Annotated in this window: 21 protein-coding genes and 7 tRNA genes; 14 read left to right on the forward strand and 14 right to left on the reverse strand. The window is 41.6% G+C overall.

Features of this window, described 5'->3' with window-relative positions; genetic code table 11:
* Complete coding sequence (locus ACMVDV_RS07430) at positions 1–474, reverse strand: nuclear transport factor 2 family protein (RefSeq protein ID WP_304184993.1); 474 nt, start codon at positions 472–474, stop codon at positions 1–3.
* Between the two features lie 272 nt (positions 475–746).
* Between ACMVDV_RS07430 and cysZ the strand changes: the two genes are divergently transcribed.
* On the forward strand, positions 747–1,457 hold the full coding sequence (cysZ, locus tag ACMVDV_RS07435; RefSeq protein ID WP_414704871.1) for a sulfate transporter CysZ: 711 nt from the start codon (positions 747–749) through the stop codon (positions 1,455–1,457).
* A gap of 58 nt (positions 1,458–1,515) precedes the next feature.
* Here the strand turns inward: cysZ and ACMVDV_RS07440 are convergent, their stop codons facing one another.
* From ACMVDV_RS07440 to hemA, 13 genes are all read right to left on the reverse strand, one after another.
* Positions 1,516–1,869, reverse strand: coding sequence for a YkgJ family cysteine cluster protein (locus tag ACMVDV_RS07440; protein WP_304184991.1), 354 nt, complete (start codon positions 1,867–1,869; stop codon positions 1,516–1,518).
* 175 nt (positions 1,870–2,044) lie between these two features.
* Positions 2,045–3,130, reverse strand: coding sequence for a 23S rRNA (cytidine(2498)-2'-O)-methyltransferase RlmM (gene rlmM, locus ACMVDV_RS07445; RefSeq protein ID WP_304184989.1), 1,086 nt, complete (start codon positions 3,128–3,130; stop codon positions 2,045–2,047).
* Between the two features lie 38 nt (positions 3,131–3,168).
* Positions 3,169–3,537, reverse strand: coding sequence for a DUF423 domain-containing protein (locus ACMVDV_RS07450; protein WP_304184987.1), 369 nt, complete (start codon positions 3,535–3,537; stop codon positions 3,169–3,171).
* A 25-nt stretch (positions 3,538–3,562) separates the two neighbouring features.
* Entirely contained in the window at positions 3,563–4,195 is a 633-nt protein-coding gene (locus ACMVDV_RS07455) for an alpha/beta family hydrolase (protein WP_416157709.1), read from the reverse strand.
* A 1-nt stretch (position 4,196) separates the two neighbouring features.
* Positions 4,197–5,093: a transcriptional regulator GcvA gene (locus ACMVDV_RS07460; RefSeq protein ID WP_145240653.1), complete on the reverse strand. Its 897-nt coding sequence runs from the start codon at positions 5,091–5,093 to the stop codon at positions 4,197–4,199.
* Positions 5,094–5,212: 119 nt separating this feature from the next.
* The gene (gene kdsA / locus ACMVDV_RS07465; RefSeq protein ID WP_304184983.1) at positions 5,213–6,067 is read right to left on the reverse strand and encodes a 3-deoxy-8-phosphooctulonate synthase; all 855 of its coding nucleotides are present in this window, start codon (positions 6,065–6,067) and stop codon (positions 5,213–5,215) included.
* A 10-nt stretch (positions 6,068–6,077) separates the two neighbouring features.
* The gene (locus ACMVDV_RS07470; protein ID WP_064668066.1) at positions 6,078–7,331 is read right to left on the reverse strand and encodes a DUF819 domain-containing protein; all 1,254 of its coding nucleotides are present in this window, start codon (positions 7,329–7,331) and stop codon (positions 6,078–6,080) included.
* Positions 7,332–7,347: 16 nt separating this feature from the next.
* Positions 7,348–8,175, reverse strand: coding sequence for a tetratricopeptide repeat protein (locus ACMVDV_RS07475; RefSeq protein WP_064668067.1), 828 nt, complete (start codon positions 8,173–8,175; stop codon positions 7,348–7,350).
* 123 nt (positions 8,176–8,298) lie between these two features.
* Complete coding sequence (locus ACMVDV_RS07480; RefSeq protein ID WP_192542234.1) at positions 8,299–8,673, reverse strand: SirB2 family protein; 375 nt, start codon at positions 8,671–8,673, stop codon at positions 8,299–8,301.
* Between the two features lie 48 nt (positions 8,674–8,721).
* Positions 8,722–10,263 (reverse strand): response regulator, encoded by a 1,542-nt coding sequence (locus tag ACMVDV_RS07485; RefSeq protein WP_193330422.1) that lies wholly within the window; start codon positions 10,261–10,263, stop codon positions 8,722–8,724.
* A 50-nt stretch (positions 10,264–10,313) separates the two neighbouring features.
* Complete coding sequence (gene prmC / locus ACMVDV_RS07490; RefSeq protein ID WP_064668070.1) at positions 10,314–11,156, reverse strand: peptide chain release factor N(5)-glutamine methyltransferase; 843 nt, start codon at positions 11,154–11,156, stop codon at positions 10,314–10,316.
* Positions 11,157–11,158: 2 nt separating this feature from the next.
* Positions 11,159–12,244, reverse strand: a complete 1,086-nt coding sequence (gene prfA / locus ACMVDV_RS07495) for a peptide chain release factor 1 (protein ID WP_064668071.1) — start codon at positions 12,242–12,244, stop codon at positions 11,159–11,161.
* Positions 12,245–12,251: 7 nt separating this feature from the next.
* Positions 12,252–13,508, reverse strand: coding sequence for a glutamyl-tRNA reductase (gene hemA / locus ACMVDV_RS07500; RefSeq protein WP_064668072.1), 1,257 nt, complete (start codon positions 13,506–13,508; stop codon positions 12,252–12,254).
* An 83-nt stretch (positions 13,509–13,591) separates the two neighbouring features.
* On the opposite strand from hemA, the gene lolB reads away from it, so the two are divergent.
* The 13 genes from lolB to ACMVDV_RS07565 all read left to right on the forward strand — a co-directional run bounded on the left by lolB (position 13,592) and on the right by ACMVDV_RS07565 (position 19,965).
* Positions 13,592–14,179 carry a lipoprotein insertase outer membrane protein LolB gene (gene lolB / locus ACMVDV_RS07505; RefSeq protein ID WP_416157710.1) on the forward strand — a complete coding sequence of 196 codons (588 nt, stop codon included), beginning with the start codon at positions 13,592–13,594 and terminating at the stop codon, positions 14,177–14,179.
* 1 nt (position 14,180) lies between these two features.
* Positions 14,181–15,062 (forward strand): 4-(cytidine 5'-diphospho)-2-C-methyl-D-erythritol kinase, encoded by an 882-nt coding sequence (ispE, locus tag ACMVDV_RS07510; RefSeq protein ID WP_064668074.1) that lies wholly within the window; start codon positions 14,181–14,183, stop codon positions 15,060–15,062.
* A 76-nt stretch (positions 15,063–15,138) separates the two neighbouring features.
* The gene (locus tag ACMVDV_RS07515; protein WP_064668075.1) at positions 15,139–16,086 is read left to right on the forward strand and encodes a ribose-phosphate pyrophosphokinase; all 948 of its coding nucleotides are present in this window, start codon (positions 15,139–15,141) and stop codon (positions 16,084–16,086) included.
* A gap of 161 nt (positions 16,087–16,247) precedes the next feature.
* On the forward strand, positions 16,248–16,853 hold the full coding sequence (locus ACMVDV_RS07520) for a 50S ribosomal protein L25/general stress protein Ctc (RefSeq protein ID WP_064668076.1): 606 nt from the start codon (positions 16,248–16,250) through the stop codon (positions 16,851–16,853).
* 17 nt (positions 16,854–16,870) lie between these two features.
* A complete protein-coding gene (gene pth, locus ACMVDV_RS07525) occupies positions 16,871–17,455 on the forward strand; it encodes an aminoacyl-tRNA hydrolase (protein ID WP_064668077.1) in 585 nt (194 codons plus the stop codon).
* 34 nt (positions 17,456–17,489) lie between these two features.
* Positions 17,490–18,581 (forward strand): redox-regulated ATPase YchF, encoded by a 1,092-nt coding sequence (gene ychF, locus ACMVDV_RS07530; RefSeq protein ID WP_416157711.1) that lies wholly within the window; start codon positions 17,490–17,492, stop codon positions 18,579–18,581.
* Positions 18,582–18,847: 266 nt separating this feature from the next.
* A tRNA-Met gene (locus tag ACMVDV_RS07535) sits at positions 18,848–18,924 on the forward strand.
* Between the two features lie 149 nt (positions 18,925–19,073).
* Positions 19,074–19,158, forward strand: a tRNA-Leu gene (locus ACMVDV_RS07540).
* Between the two features lie 39 nt (positions 19,159–19,197).
* A tRNA-Gln gene (locus ACMVDV_RS07545) sits at positions 19,198–19,272 on the forward strand.
* A 5-nt stretch (positions 19,273–19,277) separates the two neighbouring features.
* A tRNA-Met gene (locus ACMVDV_RS07550) sits at positions 19,278–19,354 on the forward strand.
* Positions 19,355–19,530: 176 nt separating this feature from the next.
* A tRNA-Leu gene (locus ACMVDV_RS07555) sits at positions 19,531–19,615 on the forward strand.
* A 40-nt stretch (positions 19,616–19,655) separates the two neighbouring features.
* A tRNA-Gln gene (locus tag ACMVDV_RS07560) sits at positions 19,656–19,730 on the forward strand.
* Positions 19,731–19,880: 150 nt separating this feature from the next.
* Positions 19,881–19,965: transfer RNA gene (locus ACMVDV_RS07565), tRNA-Leu, on the forward strand.
* Positions 19,966–19,990 lie beyond the last annotated feature (25 nt).

Here is a 19,990-nt window from a genome sequence, read left to right on the forward strand (position 1 = left end):
TTATTTATTATCCATATTGCTACGGTGCCCATAACTCAATACTCGGGTAATTTCTAATTTGTCGCCTAAGTCATGCCAAAGCATCACAAAATCGGCTTTACCTTCACATTTATTGCCGCCATCTTGACAAAATGTGTGGGTTCCTTTGGTCATCACCCCAAAATCTTTAATGGTAAACACTTCAAACGTGCCGCTGAGCAACTCCCGCGTATAGTTACCACATGCAAAATTCTTGGTATTAGCTATCATGGAATCACGATCCCAAGTCACCCCACCATTATCATGGTAAAACTCGACATCTTTGGCAAAATAACTAGCATGCTTCGCCAATTGCGCTGGATTATCACAATGATTAAAAGCATCAAACAATGCGGCATCTAAACCGCGCATTTTATTTTGTAAAGGATCAGTATTGGCGTAACTTAAAAGTGGAACCAATAACAACGACAAAAAATAGCGTTTACTCATAGTCATTTGGGGCATCCTGACGAGCTGATTGCAGCTCTCGTATCAATTTATTGAGATTAATCTACAAACCATAGCCCAGCGTTAATATTGATACAATTATTTACTGCACTTTCTTTTATGCGCCTCAATGGCAATCCATAATGTATTCACACCTCGCTGTTACACGCTGGATTTTAAACACTTTGTTACGCAAAAATACTGTTCAAAAAAGCTGAGCAACTTATACTGTGAGCAATGTTGATATGATCTGAGGTTTTAACGTGCAATTTACGCAGGGTATGGAATATTTTTTTTCGGGCTTCAAATTAATTACCCAAAAAGGTTTGAAGCGATTTGTATTTATTCCTTTATTAATCAATATCGTGCTCTTTGGTAGCTCATTATTCTTTTTATATGGCTGGCTTACTGATGGCTTCGCTTATTTAAATGAGCTATTACCAACCTGGTTGAGTTGGCTGGAGTGGCTAATGTGGCCGATTGCAGTATTAGTGATTTTATTTAGTTACAGTATGCTGTTTTCGGTGATCACTAATTTCATTGCCGCGCCCTTTAATGGCTTACTTAGCGAAAAAGTTGAGCTGCACTTAACGGGTCAAACGGTTAATGATGATGGCTTAGCGGAGATTGTTAAAGACGTACCACGAATGCTTGGTCGTGAGTGGACTAAGTTGTGCTATTACCTGCCACGTGCTATTGGCTTTTTTATCTTACTGTGGATATTACCTGTTATCGGTCAAGTGTTATGGGTGATGTTTACCTGTTGGATGTATGCAGTGCAATACAAAGATTATCCGTTTGATAATCATAAAATTTGCTTTAAAGAAATGAAAGAAGACTTAAAACAAAAACAAACGCTGTCGTATGGATTCGGCTTAGCAGTGTTGTTACTTACAGCCATTCCTATCGTTAATTTAATTGTTATGCCCGTCGCTGTGTGCGGTGCAACGCGTTTATGGGTTGATCAATACCGCCCTAACTACCGCGAATAAAACGCTCAGAGGGGACGACAATATAAGCCATTATTAAGTCCCCGATTTGCACCACTATTTACACTAGCACTTGGCGTGTATTGGCAATAAAATGGTGTACTTCGCGCTCTATTTTAATGTCTACAGGCTGTTCTGGCTTGCGGTCATTTGGGCAAGGCATTCTTGGTGTAGTACCAAATAAGCGGCAAATTAACGGCCGCTCATCATATACTGTGCAGCCTTTAGGACCTAAGTGTACACAATTAAACTCATTTAATGCCGCTTCATGCTCGGCATCCGTTTTTACTGGTAATCGAGACATTTCTTCAGATGATGTTGTCACTGGCCCACAGCAATCATGGCAGCCTTCAACACACTCAAACGAGGGTATATTAGCGCGCAATCGCAAAATTACTTTTTGATTCTTATACATCTATCTTTACCTTTTATTTTGCAGTGTATTGCTGCCGCAACGTAACTGATTCTCCATTAACTCTATATTACGTGTTGTGTGTAGTAACTTGCAACGTTATGTTGGTGCTTACTTACCCCATAACAACAAAGCACAGCCAGAGCTGTGCTTTTTAGATCTAAGCGCTGCAAGCTGATTAACTGTATAGACTTTGCGGCACTTTAGTGACGTTCAAATGCACCGTTACTTCTTCCCTGTCGTGATAAAGATGTTTAGCTTGTAATTCATAGCTGATACCGTATTTATTAAGCTCTTCTTTGATCATCGTTAAACATTCATACACGCTGTCGAAGCGTTTTTTCATCGGTAACTTTAGATTAAAAATAAGTTCTTTGGCGTAGGCGTTGACCGCCCAATCAATCATAAGACTGGTTACTTTGGTTGGTTTTTCCACCATGTCGCACACCAACCAAGTAATATTTCTTTTTTCTGGGCGGTATTTAAAGCCATCAACACGAAAATGCTTAACTTGGCCTGTTTGCATTAAATCATCGTTCATTGGGCCGTTATCAATGGCACTGACAAACATACCGCGACGCACTAGTTGATATGTCCAGCCTCCTGGGCAGGCACCTAAGTCAACACTGCGCATACCGGCTTGTACGCGGCTTTCTTGATCTTTTTCAGGAATAAATACGTTAAACGCTTCATCCAATTTTAATGTCGAGCGACTCGGTGCATCACTTGGCATTCTTAGTCGTAATATGCCCATAAAAAATGGCGAGTTATTATAGCTATATGAATGCCCAACATAGGCGGTGTTGTTGGTTAAAAACATGATGTGCATAACAGGGCGATTAGCTTTCGGTTCACGTAGCACAGTGTTTTGTTTCTCTAACGCTTTTTTAAGCGGAGTAGAGATTTTTTTGCAGAACGTTAATAGCTCTTTGCCTTCGTTGGTATCAGGTGTTTCTACCCGTAGCTCTGAGCAAAGTGGGAAATCGACCGCTGCTGTTACGATTTCGCCAACTCTATCTTCAACTGGCATGTTTTCAAGTAAAGTGCCAGCAAACCACTGACGAGCAAACACCATATTTTTGAAATCGACTTTTTTAATAATTTCATCGCTGTGCTGCGCTGCAAAGCATTCATAGATAACGTAGCCGGTATTAGGTTTTGCTTTTACATAGCCTGCAAAGCCCTGCTCTGCGGCATGAAATGTTATTTCTGCAGCGGCATCATTTTCAAACCCACTACGACAGTAAATCACTACACTTGACATAAAAACCCTTTAATTGCGCACCCGCGCGATATTCTCTATTAAAATTTGAAGCGTGCCACTTGCACCAATAAAATCACCCAACCGATGATAAAACAAACCCCGCCAAGTGGCGTAATTGGCCCTAGCCACTTATAACCTGTGATTGCTAATAAATATAAACTACCGCTAAACAGCAAAATACCGGCAATAATAAACCAACCAGCCCAAGTTAAGTTAATTCCCCATTTGATTAAAATGGCAATCGCAATTAGCGCAAGGCCATGTACCATTTGATATTCTGCTGCGGTTTTAAATACGCCTATCGCGTATTCAGACACTCGGCTTTTTAAGCCATGGGCCGCAAATGCGCCCAACACCACAGAGAGCATACAAAATAAACTGCCAGCCATTAAAAATAGTTTAATCATGATTTTTTTCCTATAAAAGATGCTTTTAGATATGCTGCTTGATAAAACCTGCTGCGTGCTCAGCGGCAGTTTGCACATTACCTAACTCTGTAAAACCACTGCGTTTACGCGGCTTTAAGGAATGATCGCCATCAGCTAGCCAGACAAAATCAGGACGCTTATCAAGTTGTAGCTGAGTTAATTCATCACGGGTGCCAAACGTATCGCGCTCGCCCTGAAGCACCATAAACGGGCATGCTATGTTGCCAAAGTGCTCAATGCGTAACTTGTCAGGCTTACCTGGAGGATGAAATGGATAGCCAAATGCCAATACGCCTGAAATTGTCGGCATTGTTACTCGCTCTTCACTGACAAGCATTGATGCCATCCGCCCGCCCATTGACTTGCCGCCAATAAACAGCGGCAGATTAGGCTGTGTAAAGGTTAATATATGCGCAAAATAATCCAACAGTTTAGGCGCCCGATCGGGAGGCCTGCGCTTGTTGGTTTGCTTGGCGGTTTGCATATATTCAAAATCAAACAAACCAACATCAATATCGTGCGCTGCTAGTAATTGCGCCACCTGTTGCATAAATTCAGAGTCACTGCCTGCTCCGGCGCCATGGGCAAAAATAAACTGAGCTTTAGCAGGTGACTTACTTTTGATCCATTCAATCATATTAATACTCTTGTTCTTGCTCAACGAGGCTTAACATCCACTGCTTAAACGACACTATTTTACCTAATTCAGATTGCGTTTCACGGCTCACTAAATAATAGGCATTTTTACTTTCTAAACTGTGGTTAAACGGAATAACTAAACGTCCAGCGTCAATATCAGGTTTAGCAAGCACGCTGTTACCAATGGCAACTCCTTGACCATGCACCGCAGCTTGTAACACCATAGATGAGTGGCTAAATATTGGCCCTTGGTTTACTTGCACGTTACGTACACCAGCGGTTTTCATCCAGGTTTTCCAGTTCTTGCGGGTAGTATCGTGCAGTAAAGTATGGTTTGCCAAATCACTGGGCTGATCCAGCGGCTTTGGCCCAGTTAATAACATAGGGCTACACAAGGGCACTAAATATTCGGTATGTAGTTTATGGGTTTGCACGCCACTCCAATGACCACGGCCATAATAAATAGCGACATCAACATCATCAGTGAGTGAGTTTTCGTCTTGATCTTGGGCTTTTATCCGCACATCAATTTCAGGGTGCAGTTCGTTAAATAAGCTCAAGCGCGGTACTAACCATTGAATAGCAAAGCTTGGCGTTAGGCTTACTGTTAACGAGCCTTTCGCGCCACGTGCTAAGAGCTTTTCGGTGGCATCAATAAGCTGGGTAAATATTTCTTTAATATCTAAAAAGTAACCTTGGCCTTCTTCGGTCAGTAATAATGAACGATTTTTACGTAGGAATAGCTTTAAACCAAGGTGCTCTTCTAAGGTTTTAATTTGATGGCTCACCGCCGCCTGCGTGACATACAATTCTTCCGCCGCTTTAGTAAAACTCAAATGGCGGGCAGCAGCTTCAAATGCTTTTAATGCGTTTAGTGGCGGAACACGTCGAGACATAGTGATCAAACTTAGAATTAGTTTTTTTTATGGATAAGATTATATACATATGCCAAGGAAGTGTATATTCAAGACATAAAAAAAGCGACCTAAGTCGCTTTTCTTATCACGCTTTGCGATTACAAGTCGCTGGCGCTGGTATCCAGTGGACCAAAGCTCTTGATCAAATCATCCACGGCTTTCATTTGGCTTAAATAGCCTTCCAGCTTACTGAGTGCCAGTGCACATGGGCCATCACATTTAGCTTCATTAGGGTTTGGATGCGCTTCAATAAATAAGCCTGCAATACCTAATGCCATGCCGCTGCGAGCAAGCTCAGCGGCTTGTGCACGCCGACCATCGGCAGAATCGGCACGTCCGCCTGGGCGTTGTAATGCATGAGTGGCATCAAAAATAACCGGCGCCATTGCTTTCATATCATCCATACCGAGCATATCAACCACTAAGTTGTTATAACCAAAACTTGAACCGCGCTCACACAGGATAATATTGTCATTACCTGCTTCATCAAATTTAGTAATGATATGGCGCATTTCGTGCGGGGCTAAAAACTGTGGTTTTTTAACATTAATAATCGCGCCAGTCTTCGCCATCGCAACAACTAAATCAGTTTGGCGCGCTAAAAAGGCGGGTAATTGAATTACATCAACAATTTCTGCTACCGGTGCTGCTTGATGTGGTTCATGAACATCAGTGATCAAAGGCACATTGAAGGTTTTTTTGATTTCTTCAAAAATTCTTAATCCTTCTTCCATACCAGGTCCACGGTATGAGTTGATTGATGAACGGTTTGCTTTATCAAACGAGGCTTTAAATACATAAGGAATATTAAGCTTAGTGGTCACTTCAACATAATGCTCAGCGATACGCATTGCTAGATCGCGTGATTCTAAAACATTCATGCCACCGAACAATACAAACGGTTTTTCGTTTGCCAATTCAATGTTATTAATCTTAATCAGTTGGTTATTCATTTTTCATTCCTTAAGGTGCAACTGCTTGCATCATTAATCCACAAATATAAGCCATATAAGTACCCACCCCATAGCCGAGTACGGCTAGTAACACGCCAACCGGTGCCAACGATGGATGAAATGCTGACGCCACCACAGGTGCCGATGCAGCGCCGCCGACATTCGCTTGCGAACCGACGGCCATATAAAATAATGGCGCTTTAATAATTTTAGCAACAATGAGCATTAAGCTAGCATGGGTTAGCATCCAAATTAAGCCGATAACAAAATACATTGGCGATTCGACTATCGCGGTGATATTCATATGTAGACCAATTGAGGCAACTAAAATATATAAAAAGCAAGAAGCGACCTTCGATGCACCAAAGGCTTCAATATGGCGCACTTTAGTAAACGACAATGCAATACCAATCGTCGTCGAGATAACGATCAGCCAAAAGAATTTACTGTTTAAGCTGTATTCTTGTGCCCATGGGAAATTAGCCCCAAAATAAGGCCCTAAGAAATCAGCACAAAAGTGTGCAAGCCCGGTAATACCAAATGCAATAGCAATGATCATAATATAATCATTCATTGTAGGCATGCGTGCATGCTCGGCCTGATACTTCTCAACACGGTTTTTCAGCTCTTCAATCGCGCTGGTATCAGCGCCGGTTTTTGCATCAATAGCTTTATGGTTGGCAGCCATTAATAACAATACCGCCATCCATAAATTCGCGACGATCACATCTACCGTCACCATCGCTGAGAATATATCGCCACCCACTTCAAACATTTCTTTCATCGACGCTTGGTTTGCACCACCGCCAATCCAACTACCTGCGATGGTTGTCATACCACGCCATACTGCATCTGGACCATGACCGCCAACAGCTTCAGGATACACTGCACTCATGATCAAAATAGCCAATGGGCCACCAATAACAATACCCACAGTACCAGTTAGAAACATAATAAGGGCTTTGGGGCCAAGATTAATAATAGCTTTTAAATCAATACTAATGGTCAGTAAGATTAAACATGCTGGAAGCAAATACCGTGATGCAACAAAATACACATTGGATGAGTGACCATCAACAATGCCAAAGGTGTTCAGTAGTGAAGGTAAAAAATAGCACAGTAATAATGCTGGGACATATTTGTAAAACTTTTTCAGCGCACTATTTTGGCTGCTCGATGTTTTAAAAATAAAGCCTAATATTACTGCTAATAAACCAAAGACAACTGCGTCATTGGTGATCAGAGCCGTATGGGCGTCAGCCATGTATATTCCTTAAAAGTTAATGGTGAGTTTTATGATTATCTTCGAGTTCTTCAAGTTGATGCTGGATAATTTCAATCGCAGGATCATCTGGGCACTCATCGATAAAAAATTGTAAATCGTCACGAGCCATTTTCGGACAATCTAGTTGGTTAAGTAAATAGCCTCTGTCGCGTCTTTCGTACGGGTCATCGCCTATTAACTCCATCAACATCTCAACACAGCTTAAAGCATGACCAAACTTGTTGCTGGTAATGAACGCCCACTTTTGTTGCGCTAAGTAAAGCTTATACACTTCTTCGTCAAAAATAAGCTCTAGTGGCTCTTGTTCATCGCCATTTTCTTCACTGGCGTTTTCAGGAATGATATACCAACTTTGCTGACCAGAACTTGGCTCAAGCAAATAGCCCTCTTCATCGCTGATGGCAACATGAACATTTATTTCGCCATTATTAATCGTCACATTGGCGTCAAAGTCAGCGTGGTTAAGTAAGTGGCAGAGTAAAATAGCCAGCGTGGTTTCTGAACCGCTGCGCATGCTTAACATATAGCTAAAGCTGTTGAGGGTATATTCGGGTACTTTCAGGCTAGATACGCTAAATAGCCACTGCGTAAAGAACATATCAACTAACGCATCAAAGCGCTCATGAATATCTTCGTGTTGTTGACACAGTGCGGTAACTTGCGTTTCAAAGTCGTTTAAGGTGGCAAAGCTATCACTTAAATCGGCGTGTGGATCCCACTTCGCTTCTGCGCTGATACAACGATACAACGCTTGGGGAACGAATGTGTCAAAAGCCTCATCTTGATAGGGTTCATTTTGATCTTCAAACCAAGGGGTGGTCATTTATACGGCAACATCTTAAATAGAAAATGAACGACTAGTTTACCTAGTTTTTAGAGCAGATACCAACGCCGTAGCTAAGTTTACTGTGCAAAGGTAAAAATTCCCCCTTGCACAGTCACTACTTTAAAGAAATAAAGCAGTTTTAGTGACAGCCAATTTACCAATTAGCGCTATGACCGCGGTTGTAACAACTAAAAACAGCACTTTAATACTGGTTTTTTGTTGTTTACTGGCAATAATACCCAATGCAATATAAGCCACCACGAGAATAATTTTTTCAAGTAACCACATTTGCTCTAGTGGATTGATCTTTGCAATCGCCATTAGCACTATGGCTGAAATAAGTAACAAGGTATCGGTTGCATGGCTACCAATAAAAACGACTTTATTTTTTGCGATAGTGCCACTGCCTAAACGTGAAAATGAACGAACATAAAATAAAACAATGCTTAAAACTGCAATTGCCATGTGTGTGTGTTTTACTGCTAAATAATCCATATGCCCCTAACTACTCTTTAATGTTAATTTTAAATCCGGTGTTAATTTTTAATCTGGATAACGCGCCAGTATTTGTTCAAGCTCTTCAAGATTATCATTAAATATATCAACGAGCTTAGGCTCAAAGTGCATACCTTTTTGCTGGTTTATTTCATTAACAACGTCATCAATTGTCCACGCTTCTTTATAACAACGTTTATGGCGTAGCGCATCATAAACATCCGCAAGCGCAACGATACGACCAAACACATGAATATCCAGCCCTTGAAGCCCTTGAGGATAACCCGTGCCATCCCACTTTTCATGATGGTCACGTGCAATCTCAGCACCCGCATTAACAATTTCTCGCCGAGAGCCTTTTAATATCATAAAACCTTTTTGGGTGTGGGTTTTCATTACTTCCCATTCTTCGGCGTTCAATTTTGCTGGTTTATTCAAAATAGCGTCTGGAATACCTACCTTACCCACATCATGCAATGGTGATGCTAACCGTACGAGCTCGGCTTCACGCTTTGATAAACCATATGCCAGCGCTAAAGTATGGCATATATGCGACACCCGTTTCACATGATTCCCGGTTTCAGTTGAACGCTGCTCCAGTGCTTCGCTTAAACGAAACACCAGCTCTTGTTGAGTTGCTTCAATTTCCGATTGTAATTGCACATTTTCATACGCTAGTTGTACATTTTGCGAAAATATCTCAATTAAATGGCGCTGCGTGTCAGTTAAATACTTTGGAATGCCAGAAATAAACAGCATTGAATTATGATTATGCTCACTGCAACAGTATGCAAACAGGTAATTATCTTTATAGACTATGGTTTTATCTTGGAGTGCTTGTTGACACGCTAATAGCTGCTCGGTATTCAGTACTTCTTCAATTGCTTTGCCTTCACTGCGTTCAAAATCGCCTCGCCCAGAAAATACCACCAATTTATGTTGATTATCTTGCGGGTTACCAGCGACTAAACTCGTTGCATACATAGCTTGATCAACCGTGCCCAACAACGAAGTCAATTGCTGCATTACCCCTTCAATAAAATGATCGAGGGAGTGAGCTGAGAAAATATCACGCGAGGCTTTAATTATTTTCTCAAGGCCTTGGCGAGACTGTTCAATTGATAAAATATCACGATAAGAACGCAGGCTTGACATCACGACTGTAAATAGTTTTTGCGCGGTCAGCTCTGTTTTAGATTTATAGTCATTAATATCGTAATTAACGATAACTTGACGCTCTGGAGCTTGGCCTGGTTGGCCTGTACGAAGGATAATACGAATATGATTATTTTTAGCAACTTCACGAATATACTGCGCGACTTTTAAACCTGCATCGTCAGTTTCCATCACCACATCGAGCAATACAATGGCAGCATCCGGATTTTTATCTATTTGCTCTTTTGCCTCAGCACCTGAGTATGCGCTAATAAATTCTAAGCGTTTATCTTGAAATTCAAAATCACTTAATGCAAGTTTAGTAACAGCATGGACTTCTGGCTCATCATCAACAATAATAACTTTCCACGTGCCCTTTATTACTTCACAAATCTCTTCTTGCGGTTCGTCCGAAAACAAAAAATCATCCATCATACTAAGTCCTCAAAGGCGGTTATGCTGCTCTCGCACTGTCATTGTTATGGTTATCCAGGCCACTGTGCGAGCGTTACACGATCATTATTCGCTAAATCTTTAACTGTAAGTATATTTGTATACGCCATTTCTGCAAAAAAACTATGCACTTTAATACTTTGTTGAAAACCATGCTCAATTAAAAGCGTGCCATTTGGGGTTAAAAAGTCGCGCGCTTGGCTAATAATATACTTTATATCTGCCATACCGTCATCATCGGCCACTAATGCCGATAGCGGTTCAAAACGGACGTCACCTTGGCTTAAATGAATATCATCGTGTTCAATATACGGAGGATTACTAACAATTAGATCAAACTGTTGTGCTGTAACTTGGCTAAACCAATCACTTTGTACAAAGTTCACATTGGTAAAACCTAATCGCCGCTTATTTGTATTCGCTAAAGAAACGGCCTCTGTCACTGTGTCAACACCAGTTATTTGCCAATCAGGCATTTCACTAGCAAGGGCCAGTGCTATCGCGCCTGTACCAGTGCCTAAATCAAGTACTTTAGCATTTGCAGGTAACGCAAGTGTCAGGGCATGCTCTACCAGTGTTTCAGTATCAGGACGCGGTATTAAAGTGCTTGAGTTGACTTGTAAAGGTAAGCTCCAAAACTCTCTTAAACCCGTAATATGAGCAACTGGCTCACCATTTAAACGGCGCTGACAATGTTGATCAAATTGCTGCTGCTGTGCTGCACTAAGCAGTTTTTCAGGCCAACTGAATAAATAGCTACGTGGTTTTTGTAAGACATCAAGTAATAAAACTTGCGCGTCCAATTTGGCACTGTCGGTGCTACTTTGCAATAGCAAAGTAGCCCGTTTTATTGCTGATTCAACCGTGTCTGTCACGCTTATTCATCGCCCATCGCAGCTAACAAGTCAGCTTGATGTTCTTGCATTAGTGGTTCAATTACACAGCCTAAATCACCCGCAACCACTTCGTTTAAACGATAAAGTGTTAGGTTAATACGGTGATCGGTAATACGCCCTTGCGGGTAGTTATAAGTACGAATACGCTCAGAACGGTCCCCACTGCCTACTAAGTTACGACGTTCTGAGGCTTCTGCAGCATGGCGTTTTTCATCTTCAGCTTGTTGTAGGCGGGCGGCAAGAACTGACATCGCTTTAGCGCGGTTTTTATGTTGTGAACGCTCATCTTGACACTCAACAACCACACCGGTTGGTAAGTGAGTAATACGAATTGCTGAATCGGTTTTATTAACGTGCTGACCACCGGCGCCTGATGCACGAAAAGTGTCAACCTTAATGTCTGCAGTATTAATTTGAATAGCTTCCGCCTCAGGGACTTCTGCCATTACCGCCACAGTACAGGCTGATGTATGAACACGCCCTTGTGATTCAGTTTCTGGTACGCGCTGAACGCGGTGAGCGCCTGATTCAAATTTTAACTGTCCGTAAACACCTTCACCACTAATGTTAGCAATCACTTCTTTGTAACCGCCGTGCTCACCTTCATTAGTACTAACTACTTCAACTTTCCACTTCTTAGTTTCTGCGTAACGGCTATACATACGGAACAAGTCACCAGCAAAAATGGCCGCTTCATCGCCACCTGTACCAGCACGTACTTCTAAAAATACATTGTTATTATCACGTGGATCTTTAGGGAGCATTAATACTTGAATTTGCTCTTCAATTACCTGAATTTGCGCTTTTGCTTCTTTGTATTCTTCTTGCGCCATTTCACGCATGTCTGGGTCTGAATCCTTGAGCATTTCCTCAGCGGTTGCAACATCATCTTGTGTTTGCTGATACGCTAAAAACGCTTTAACGATCTCTTCCAGCTCTGAGTACTCTTTTGAAAGCGTACGAAAGCGATTCTGGTCACTGATAACTGACGGATCACTTAGCAGCGCTTGCACTTCTTCGTAGCGCTCTACTAAGGTTTCTAACTTACGATATACGGACTCTTTCATGTAACTGCTATTCCTGATCAATACCTAACATTTTCTTTAATTGGCTTAACTGGGCAACTTCACCTTTTTTTGCCGCGTCTTGAATTGCACGGGTAGGCGCGTGCATCAGGCGGTTGGTTAATTTGTTGGCCAGCTCTAAAATAATTTGTTCTGCATCTTTACCGGTATTTAATTGGCTTATTGCCTTATCAACCAGTTCAGATTTTATATCATGTACATCTTGGCGGTAACTGCGAATTAAATCGACAGAGTCGAGTGAACGCATCCACATCGCAAATTCTGCACAGCGCTGAGTAATGATCACTTGCGCTTCATCGGCAGCTTGTTCTCTTGAGGCGATATTTTCGCTTACTATTGCCTGTAAGTCATCTACCGAATACAAATAGGCAGCATCTAATTCACCCACTTGGCTCTCAATATCACGCGGTACAGCAATATCAATAAATAACATGGGCTTATTACGGCGCTGTTTTAGCGCTTGTTCAACCACCCCTTTACCAATAATCGGCAAGGTGCTGGCAGTCGAACTAATGACTATATCGGCTTGATGCAAACGTTCTGGCAACTGCGCTAACGCAATAACGTCGGCATTAACATCTTCTGCCAATAAACGCGCACGCTCGATGGTGCGATTCGCCACGGTGATCTGTTGTGGATCATTTTGATATAAATGCTTAGCTACCAGCTCAATTGTTTCGCCAGCACCAATTAATAGCACTTTGGTTTTATCTAACTTGCCATATATATGCTTGGCTAAATTAACCGCAGCATAAGCAACAGATACGGCACTGGCGCCTATATCGGTTTCCGTTCTAACTTGTTTTGCTACCGAAAAGGTTTTTTGAAATAACCGATCAAACACCACACTGACTGAGTTGTGATTTTTAGCACTATTGTATGCCTGCTTAATTTGACCCAGTATTTGCGGCTCACCGAGCACTAATGAGTCGAGTCCACAGGAAACGCGCATTAAATGATTTATCGCGTCGTTATCTTGGTGGCAATAAACATTACTGCTCAGTTCATATTCATCCAAACCATGGAAACTAGCTAACCATTGCAACAGTATTTGGGAATTTTGCTGGGCAAGGCTACAATAGATTTCTGTACGGTTACAGGTTGACACAATAACCGCTTCATTAAACTGATCGTGATCACTCAGTTGCTGTAATGCTTCTGATAATTGCTCAGGCGAAAAGGCAACCTTTTCGCGTAATTCTACAGATGCGGTTTTATGATTAATACCAAGTGCTACTATGGTCATATGTGCCAAATATTGCTAAGCCGTGCTCGAAAGACGATAATTTTACCAAAAATCAGCGGAATATGGAAAGTAAGGAACGACATTTGATTCGACTATATTTGATTTTACTCATATTTTTTTTATTTTTAAGTGGTTGCGCACAGCAAATTCACCCTCAAACGACTCTTTATGATGACTGGAAAGCACAATTATCACAACAAAGTAACTGGCAAGTAGAAGGGAAACTCGCTTTTATTAGTCCTGATGAACGCCAATCAGCTAATTTAAACTGGCAACAAAAGGATGAATTAAACCAGTTAATTCTAACTAGTTTTATCGGCACTCGCGTTTTAGCCCTAACTCAAAATAGTCACGGTGCTGAACTTGAATACGACGATAATGTTTATCATGATATAAATGCATCGCGTTTACTGACTCGGTTAACTGGTTTTACAATTCCCATGGACAGTGCAGATGACTGGCTAAAAGGCACCGTTGATGATGCAAGTCTGCAAGTCGATGAACTGGGTCGTGCCAAAAGCGTAACTTGGCAAGCCGCAGATGGCGCTAAATGGCAAATAAACTACGCTGACTATCAACAATATGCAGGATTTTGGCTACCTAAAAAACTGACATTAAAACACCGCGATATTAAAATAAAAATTCAACTCTATGAGTGGCACTTTGACTAACATGACTAAGCACACTATGACTTCTTTTTCGTTATTAGCTCCAGCAAAACTAAATTTATTTTTACATATAAATGGTCGTCGTGAAGATGGCTATCATGAACTCGAAACCTTATTTACATTTTTAAATTACGGCGATCAACTCACTTTTACTTTAACTGAAACGACTGCGATTGAAGTCACTGGCGACACCTTTGCTATTCCACTTAAAGATAATTTGATCTATAAAGCGGCTGTTTTATTACAAAAGCACTGTAATTCAGTTTTTGGTGCAAAAATAAATTTAACTAAAATATTGCCCATGGGAGGCGGTGTTGGCGGTGGCTCTTCCGATGCCGCAAGTACACTTTTAGCACTGAATAAATTATGGCGCTGTCAATTATCCTTACAAGAATTAGCACAACTTGGTGTACAACTTGGTGCTGATGTGCCTGTATTCATTAACGGCAAAAGCGCCCTAGCGCAAGGCATTGGCGAGAAGTTGGTCGATGTTGAGCTGCCGCAAAAGTGGTATTGTGTCGTGCATCCAAGTGAACATGTCAGCACTGCAAAAATTTTTACTCACCCCGATTTAAAACGCGATACACCGAAGCTAAATGGCGACTGGCAACAGCACACATTAGGCAACGATTGTGAGCCTTTAGTTAAAAAGCTCTGCCCTGAGGTTGAAAAGACCCTCCAGTGGTTGCTAAAATACGCTCCGTCTAAGATGACTGGCACAGGTTCATGTTGTTTTGTTGAATTTGCCACGCAAAATGAAGCGCAACATGTTCTTGAAAATCTCCCCGATAGCTGGGACGGTTTTATTGCCAGCAGCGTTAATATCTCTCCTGCCCATACGCAGTTGAACGCTATTCATTTAAGCAATGAAGTAACGTACAAGTAAATAAAGTTTAAGTTAATAAGCTATACTTTATGTATCGCTTATTAGTCCAGAAATTCAGTGCCTGAGGAACCCTACCGTGCCTGACATGAAGCTCTTCGCTGGTAACGCAACACCTGAGTTAGCTCAAAAAGTTGCAAAACGTTTATATATTGAAGTTGGCGATGCTGTTGTTGGCCGTTTTAGCGACGGTGAGATCAGTGTTCAAATTAATGAAAATGTCCGTGGCTCGGACGTTTTTATTGTGCAATCAACCTGTGCCCCTACTAACGATAACTTAATGGAGCTAATCGTTATGGTTGATGCCTTACGTCGTGCATCTGCAGGTCGTATAACAGCCGTCATTCCTTATTTTGGTTATGCACGTCAAGACCGCCGAGTGCGTTCTGCCCGTGTACCAATCACAGCTAAAGTCGTTGCAGATTTCCTCTCAAGTGTTGGTGTTGACCGTGTTCTTACGGTTGATTTACACGCTGAGCAAATCCAAGGCTTCTTTGATGTACCAGTTGATAACGTATTCGGTAGCCCTGTGCTACTTGAAGATATGAAAGAGCGTCAGTTTGATGATGTTGTTGTTGTATCACCAGATATCGGCGGTGTAGTACGTGCCCGTGCTATTGCTAAATTATTAAACGATACCGATCTTGCCATCATTGATAAACGTCGCCCACAAGCGAATGTTTCTCAAGTAATGCATATTATTGGTGATGTTGAAGGCCGTGACTGTATCATCGTTGATGATATGATCGACACTGGCGGTACTTTATGTAAAGCAGCTGAAGCACTTAAAGAACATGGCGCTAAGCGTGTATTTGCATACGCAACTCACCCTGTACTTTCTGGTAAAGCGGTAGAAAACATTCGTAACTCAGTAATTGATGAAGTGATTGTCACTGACTCAATTCCACTGTCTGCTGAATTAAAAGCAATTGATAAAATTAAAGTGTTAACACTTGCAGACATGCTAGCGGAAACAATTCGCCGTATTAGCAACGAAGAATCTATTTCAGCGATGTTTGAACACTAAAACTATTTAGTTACAAACCCCCTGATTGAATTAAAGCGCCTCTGTGGCGCTTTTTTTATATGTCGTGTTTCTTTTGTACAGTGGGAGTGGTATGATAGCGCGCCTTTTGGCTAGGGACCTTGGTCGCAAAGGCCCTACACTATTTATTTATTGGAGACATCATGTCTAACGAAACTTATACATTCAATGCAGAATTACGCACAGCAACAGGTACAGGTGCGAGCCGCCGCCTACGTCGTGAAGATAAAATCCCTGCGATCCTTTACGGTGCTGACAAAGAAGCTGCATCACTTACTTTTGAACACAAAGATATGATCAAAGCACAAGAAAGTGAAGGTTTTTACACTCACATTCTTACTCTTAATATCGCTGGTGAAAAAGTTGAAGCTATCCTTAAAGATATCCAACGTCACCCGTTCAAGCCTAAAATCACTCACCTTGATTTCCAACGTGTAGATGCTGCTCACAAACTTCACACTAAAGTGCCAGTTCACTTCATCGGTGAAGACGTAGTAACTAAAGCTGGTAACACTGTTGTTCACCAATTAACAGAAATCGAAATCACGTGTCTTCCTAAGTCACTTCCTGAATTCGTTGAAGTTAACGTATCTGGCCTAGTTGCTGGTGATTCAATCCACATCTCTGACGTTAAACTTCCTGCAGGTGTTTCTTCTGTAGATTTAGCGAAAGGTGCTGATCACGACCAGTCTATCGTAACTATCAAAGCTAACAAAGCTGCGCCAGTTGAAGACGAAGCTGCAGAATAATTTTTAAGGTTTGCACCTTGAATTCTATTCAAATGCTTGTGGGCCTGGCTAATCCAGGCCCCGAATACGCAAACACACGCCACAATGCAGGTGCTTGGTTCATCGAGCAACTCGCTGCACGCTACAACTGTACGCTAAAACACGATCCTAAGTATCATGGCCTTACTGGCAAAGTGATCATCCAAGGTCAAGAATTCAAATTACTGATCCCCACAACTTATATGAATTTAAGTGGTAAAGCGGTCGGTAGTTTAGCCAACTTTTTCAAAATCCCTGTTGAGAGCATTTTAGTTGCCCATGACGAAATGGATTTAGAACCCGGTGTTGCCAAATTAAAAAAAGGTGGCGGACACGGTGGCCATAATGGTTTAAAAGACATTATCGCAAAAATGGCAAATCAAAAAGATTTCATGCGCTTACGTATTGGAATAGGTCATCCAGGACATCGTGAAATGGTCACCGGATGGGTGCTTGGAAAAGCAGCCAAGGAAGATCAAGAAAAAATGGATGCCGCAGTAGATGAAGCAGTTCGTTGTATGGAAATACTTGCAAAAGACGGTGTGTTAAAAGCACAAAACAGACTACATTCGTTTAAGCCATAATCGGTTAAGCGGAATTAAACAAGGTATCTTAACTATGGGTTTCAAATGTGGCATCGTCGGTTTGCCTAATGTTGGTAAATCAACACTTTTCAATGCATTAACCAAAGCGGGTATCGAAGCCGCTAACTTTCCTTTTTGTACCATTGAACCAAATACGGGTGTGGTACCGGTGCCAGATCCTCGTCTAGACGAGCTTGCAAAAATTGTTAATCCACAACGCATCCTAACGACTAGTATGGAATTTGTGGATATTGCAGGTCTAGTAAAAGGCGCATCAAAAGGTGAAGGTCTAGGTAATCAATTCTTAGCTAACATCCGTGAAACAGATGCAATTGGTCACGTAGTTCGCTGTTTTGAAGATGAAAACGTAATTCACGTAGCGGGCACAATTGACCCAGCTGATGATATCGACGTGATCAACACTGAATTAGTACTTGCGGATATGGACAGCGCTGACAAAGCAATTTTCCGTAACGCGAAAAAAGCCAAAGGTGGCGATAAAGACGCCAAAGAACAAAATGCTGTTCTTGAAAAAGTAAAAGTACACCTTGATGAAGGTTTAACTTTACGCTCTTTAGCACTGACAAAAGAAGAGAAGGCAGCGATTGCGCCTATCAACTTCTTAACCATCAAACCTACAATGTATATTGCTAACGTTGCTGAAGATGGATTTGAGAATAACCCACATCTGGACCGTGTACGCGAAATAGCAGCTGCTGAAGATGCCGTTGTTGTACCTGTATGTGCTGCGATAGAATCTGAGCTTTCAGAACTAGATGAAGAAGATAAACTTGAGTTTATGGCCGATCTTGGTCTTGATGAGCCAGGTTTGAACCTTGTGATCCGTGGTGGTTATGAATTACTGCATTTACAAACCTACTTTACTGCGGGCGTAAAAGAAGTACGTGCATGGACAATTCCTGTCGGTGCAACAGCGCCACAAGCTGCTGGTAAAATTCATACTGACTTTGAACGTGGCTTTATTCGTGCGCAAACTATCGCTTTTGATGACTACATCGCTTTTAAAGGCGAAAGTGGCGCAAAAGAAGCAGGTAAGATGCGTCAAGAAGGTAAAGAATACATAGTTAAAGATGGCGATGTAATGAACTTCTTGTTCAACGTTTAACAACATGCCACTATGACTTATCACATTTAGTGATTTTTAAAGGCTCGTTTTTACGAGCCTTTTTTATTTTTGCACTACTATTAAAGAAATAAGTCACTACAAAGCTGTTAAAAAAACACCATTTTTATTAAAATTTAGCCTGTTAGCCTATTTTTCCCGCAAACAAACCACGATACGTGTTTTTTTGCAAAAAAGGTGTTGACGGATTTGGGTCATATCAGCATAATACGCCCCGCACTCAGCGATGAAGTGCTAACAAAAAAGATGGCTAAGTAGCTCAGCTGGTTAGAGCACATCACTCATAATGATGGGGTCACAGGTTCAAATCCCGTCTTAGCCACCATTTATTTTTTGTTGCTCAATGAAGAGTTTAAAATAACTACCTCAGTTTTGATTTATCAAAATTTGAAATGCGGGAGTGGCGGAATTGGCAGTTGTCTTGAATTAGACGCTGGATTTAGGTTCCAAAACATTAATACCTGTATGCTCGATGCGGGAGTGGCGGAATTGGTAGACGCGCTGGATTTAGGTTCCAGTATCTTAGGATGTGAGAGTTCAAGTCTCTCCTTCCGCACCATGTTCTCGATAAGAACTAAAATTATCAATTGTTTATTGTTGGGATATCGCCAAGCGGTAAGGCACCAGGTTTTGATCCTGGCATTCCCAGGTTCAAATCCTGGTATCCCAGCCAACAATGGCTAAGTAGCTCAGCTGGTTAGAGCACATCACTCATAATGATGGGGTCACAGGTTCAAATCCCGTCTTAGCCACCATTTCTTTTCTAGAAGTGGCTCAGCAAGAGTTAAAATTGCAACTCAATGAAGAGTTTAAAATAACTACCATTACTTTGATTAATTCAAAGTGATAATACGGGAGTGGCGGAATTGGCAGTTGTCTTGAATTAGACGCTGGATTTAGGTTCCAAAACATTAATACCTGTATGCTCGATGCGGGAGTGGCGGAATTGGTAGACGCGCTGGATTTAGGTTCCAGTAACTTCGGTTGTGAGAGTTCAAGTCTCTCCTTCCGCACCATGTTCTTGATAAGAACTCAAATTATCAAATAATTCTTTGTTGGGATATCGCCAAGCGGTAAGGCACCAGGTTTTGATCCTGGCATTCCCAGGTTCAAATCCTGGTATCCCAGCCAACTTCTTCTACCAAAGAAATGTTGCTAAAGAATAGCTCTGTTAAGAGTAAAAATATAAAAAATTATATGCGGGAGTGGCGGAATTGATAGCTGTCTTGATTAGACGCTGGATTTAGGTTCCAAAACAATAAAATCTGCATTTAAAGAACTGCGGGAGTGGCGGAATTGGTAGACGCGCTGGATTTAGGTTCCAGTAACTTCGGTTGTGAGAGTTCAAGTCTCTCCTTCCGCACCATGTTCTTGATAAGAACTAAAATTAT

Source organism: Pseudoalteromonas sp. ASV78, assembly GCF_047806705.1.
GTDB lineage: Bacteria > Pseudomonadota > Gammaproteobacteria > Enterobacterales > Alteromonadaceae > Pseudoalteromonas > Pseudoalteromonas prydzensis_A.

Coding starts and splice junctions, on each gene's coding strand:
- ACMVDV_RS07450 (WP_304184987.1), bottom strand. CDS start 3,537: ATGATTAAACTATTTTTAATGGCTGGCAGTTTATTTTGTATGCTCTCT.
- ychF (WP_416157711.1), top strand. CDS start 17,490: ATGGGTTTCAAATGTGGCATCGTCGGTTTGCCTAATGTTGGTAAATCA.
- rlmM (WP_304184989.1), bottom strand. CDS start 3,130: ATGTCAAGTGTAGTGATTTACTGTCGTAGTGGGTTTGAAAATGATGCC.
- ACMVDV_RS07470 (WP_064668066.1), bottom strand. CDS start 7,331: ATGGCTGACGCCCATACGGCTCTGATCACCAATGACGCAGTTGTCTTT.
- ACMVDV_RS07455 (WP_416157709.1), bottom strand. CDS start 4,195: ATGATTGAATGGATCAAAAGTAAGTCACCTGCTAAAGCTCAGTTTATT.
- ACMVDV_RS07430 (WP_304184993.1), bottom strand. CDS start 474: ATGACTATGAGTAAACGCTATTTTTTGTCGTTGTTATTGGTTCCACTT.
- ACMVDV_RS07480 (WP_192542234.1), bottom strand. CDS start 8,673: ATGGATTATTTAGCAGTAAAACACACACACATGGCAATTGCAGTTTTA.
- cysZ (WP_414704871.1), top strand. CDS start 747: ATGGAATATTTTTTTTCGGGCTTCAAATTAATTACCCAAAAAGGTTTG.
- ACMVDV_RS07485 (WP_193330422.1), bottom strand. CDS start 10,263: ATGATGGATGATTTTTTGTTTTCGGACGAACCGCAAGAAGAGATTTGT.
- hemA (WP_064668072.1), bottom strand. CDS start 13,508: ATGACCATAGTAGCACTTGGTATTAATCATAAAACCGCATCTGTAGAA.
- prfA (WP_064668071.1), bottom strand. CDS start 12,244: ATGAAAGAGTCCGTATATCGTAAGTTAGAAACCTTAGTAGAGCGCTAC.
- kdsA (WP_304184983.1), bottom strand. CDS start 6,067: ATGAATAACCAACTGATTAAGATTAATAACATTGAATTGGCAAACGAA.
- ispE (WP_064668074.1), top strand. CDS start 14,181: ATGACTAAGCACACTATGACTTCTTTTTCGTTATTAGCTCCAGCAAAA.
- ACMVDV_RS07440 (WP_304184991.1), bottom strand. CDS start 1,869: ATGTATAAGAATCAAAAAGTAATTTTGCGATTGCGCGCTAATATACCC.
- ACMVDV_RS07475 (WP_064668067.1), bottom strand. CDS start 8,175: ATGACCACCCCTTGGTTTGAAGATCAAAATGAACCCTATCAAGATGAG.
- ACMVDV_RS07520 (WP_064668076.1), top strand. CDS start 16,248: ATGTCTAACGAAACTTATACATTCAATGCAGAATTACGCACAGCAACA.
- ACMVDV_RS07460 (WP_145240653.1), bottom strand. CDS start 5,093: ATGTCTCGACGTGTTCCGCCACTAAACGCATTAAAAGCATTTGAAGCT.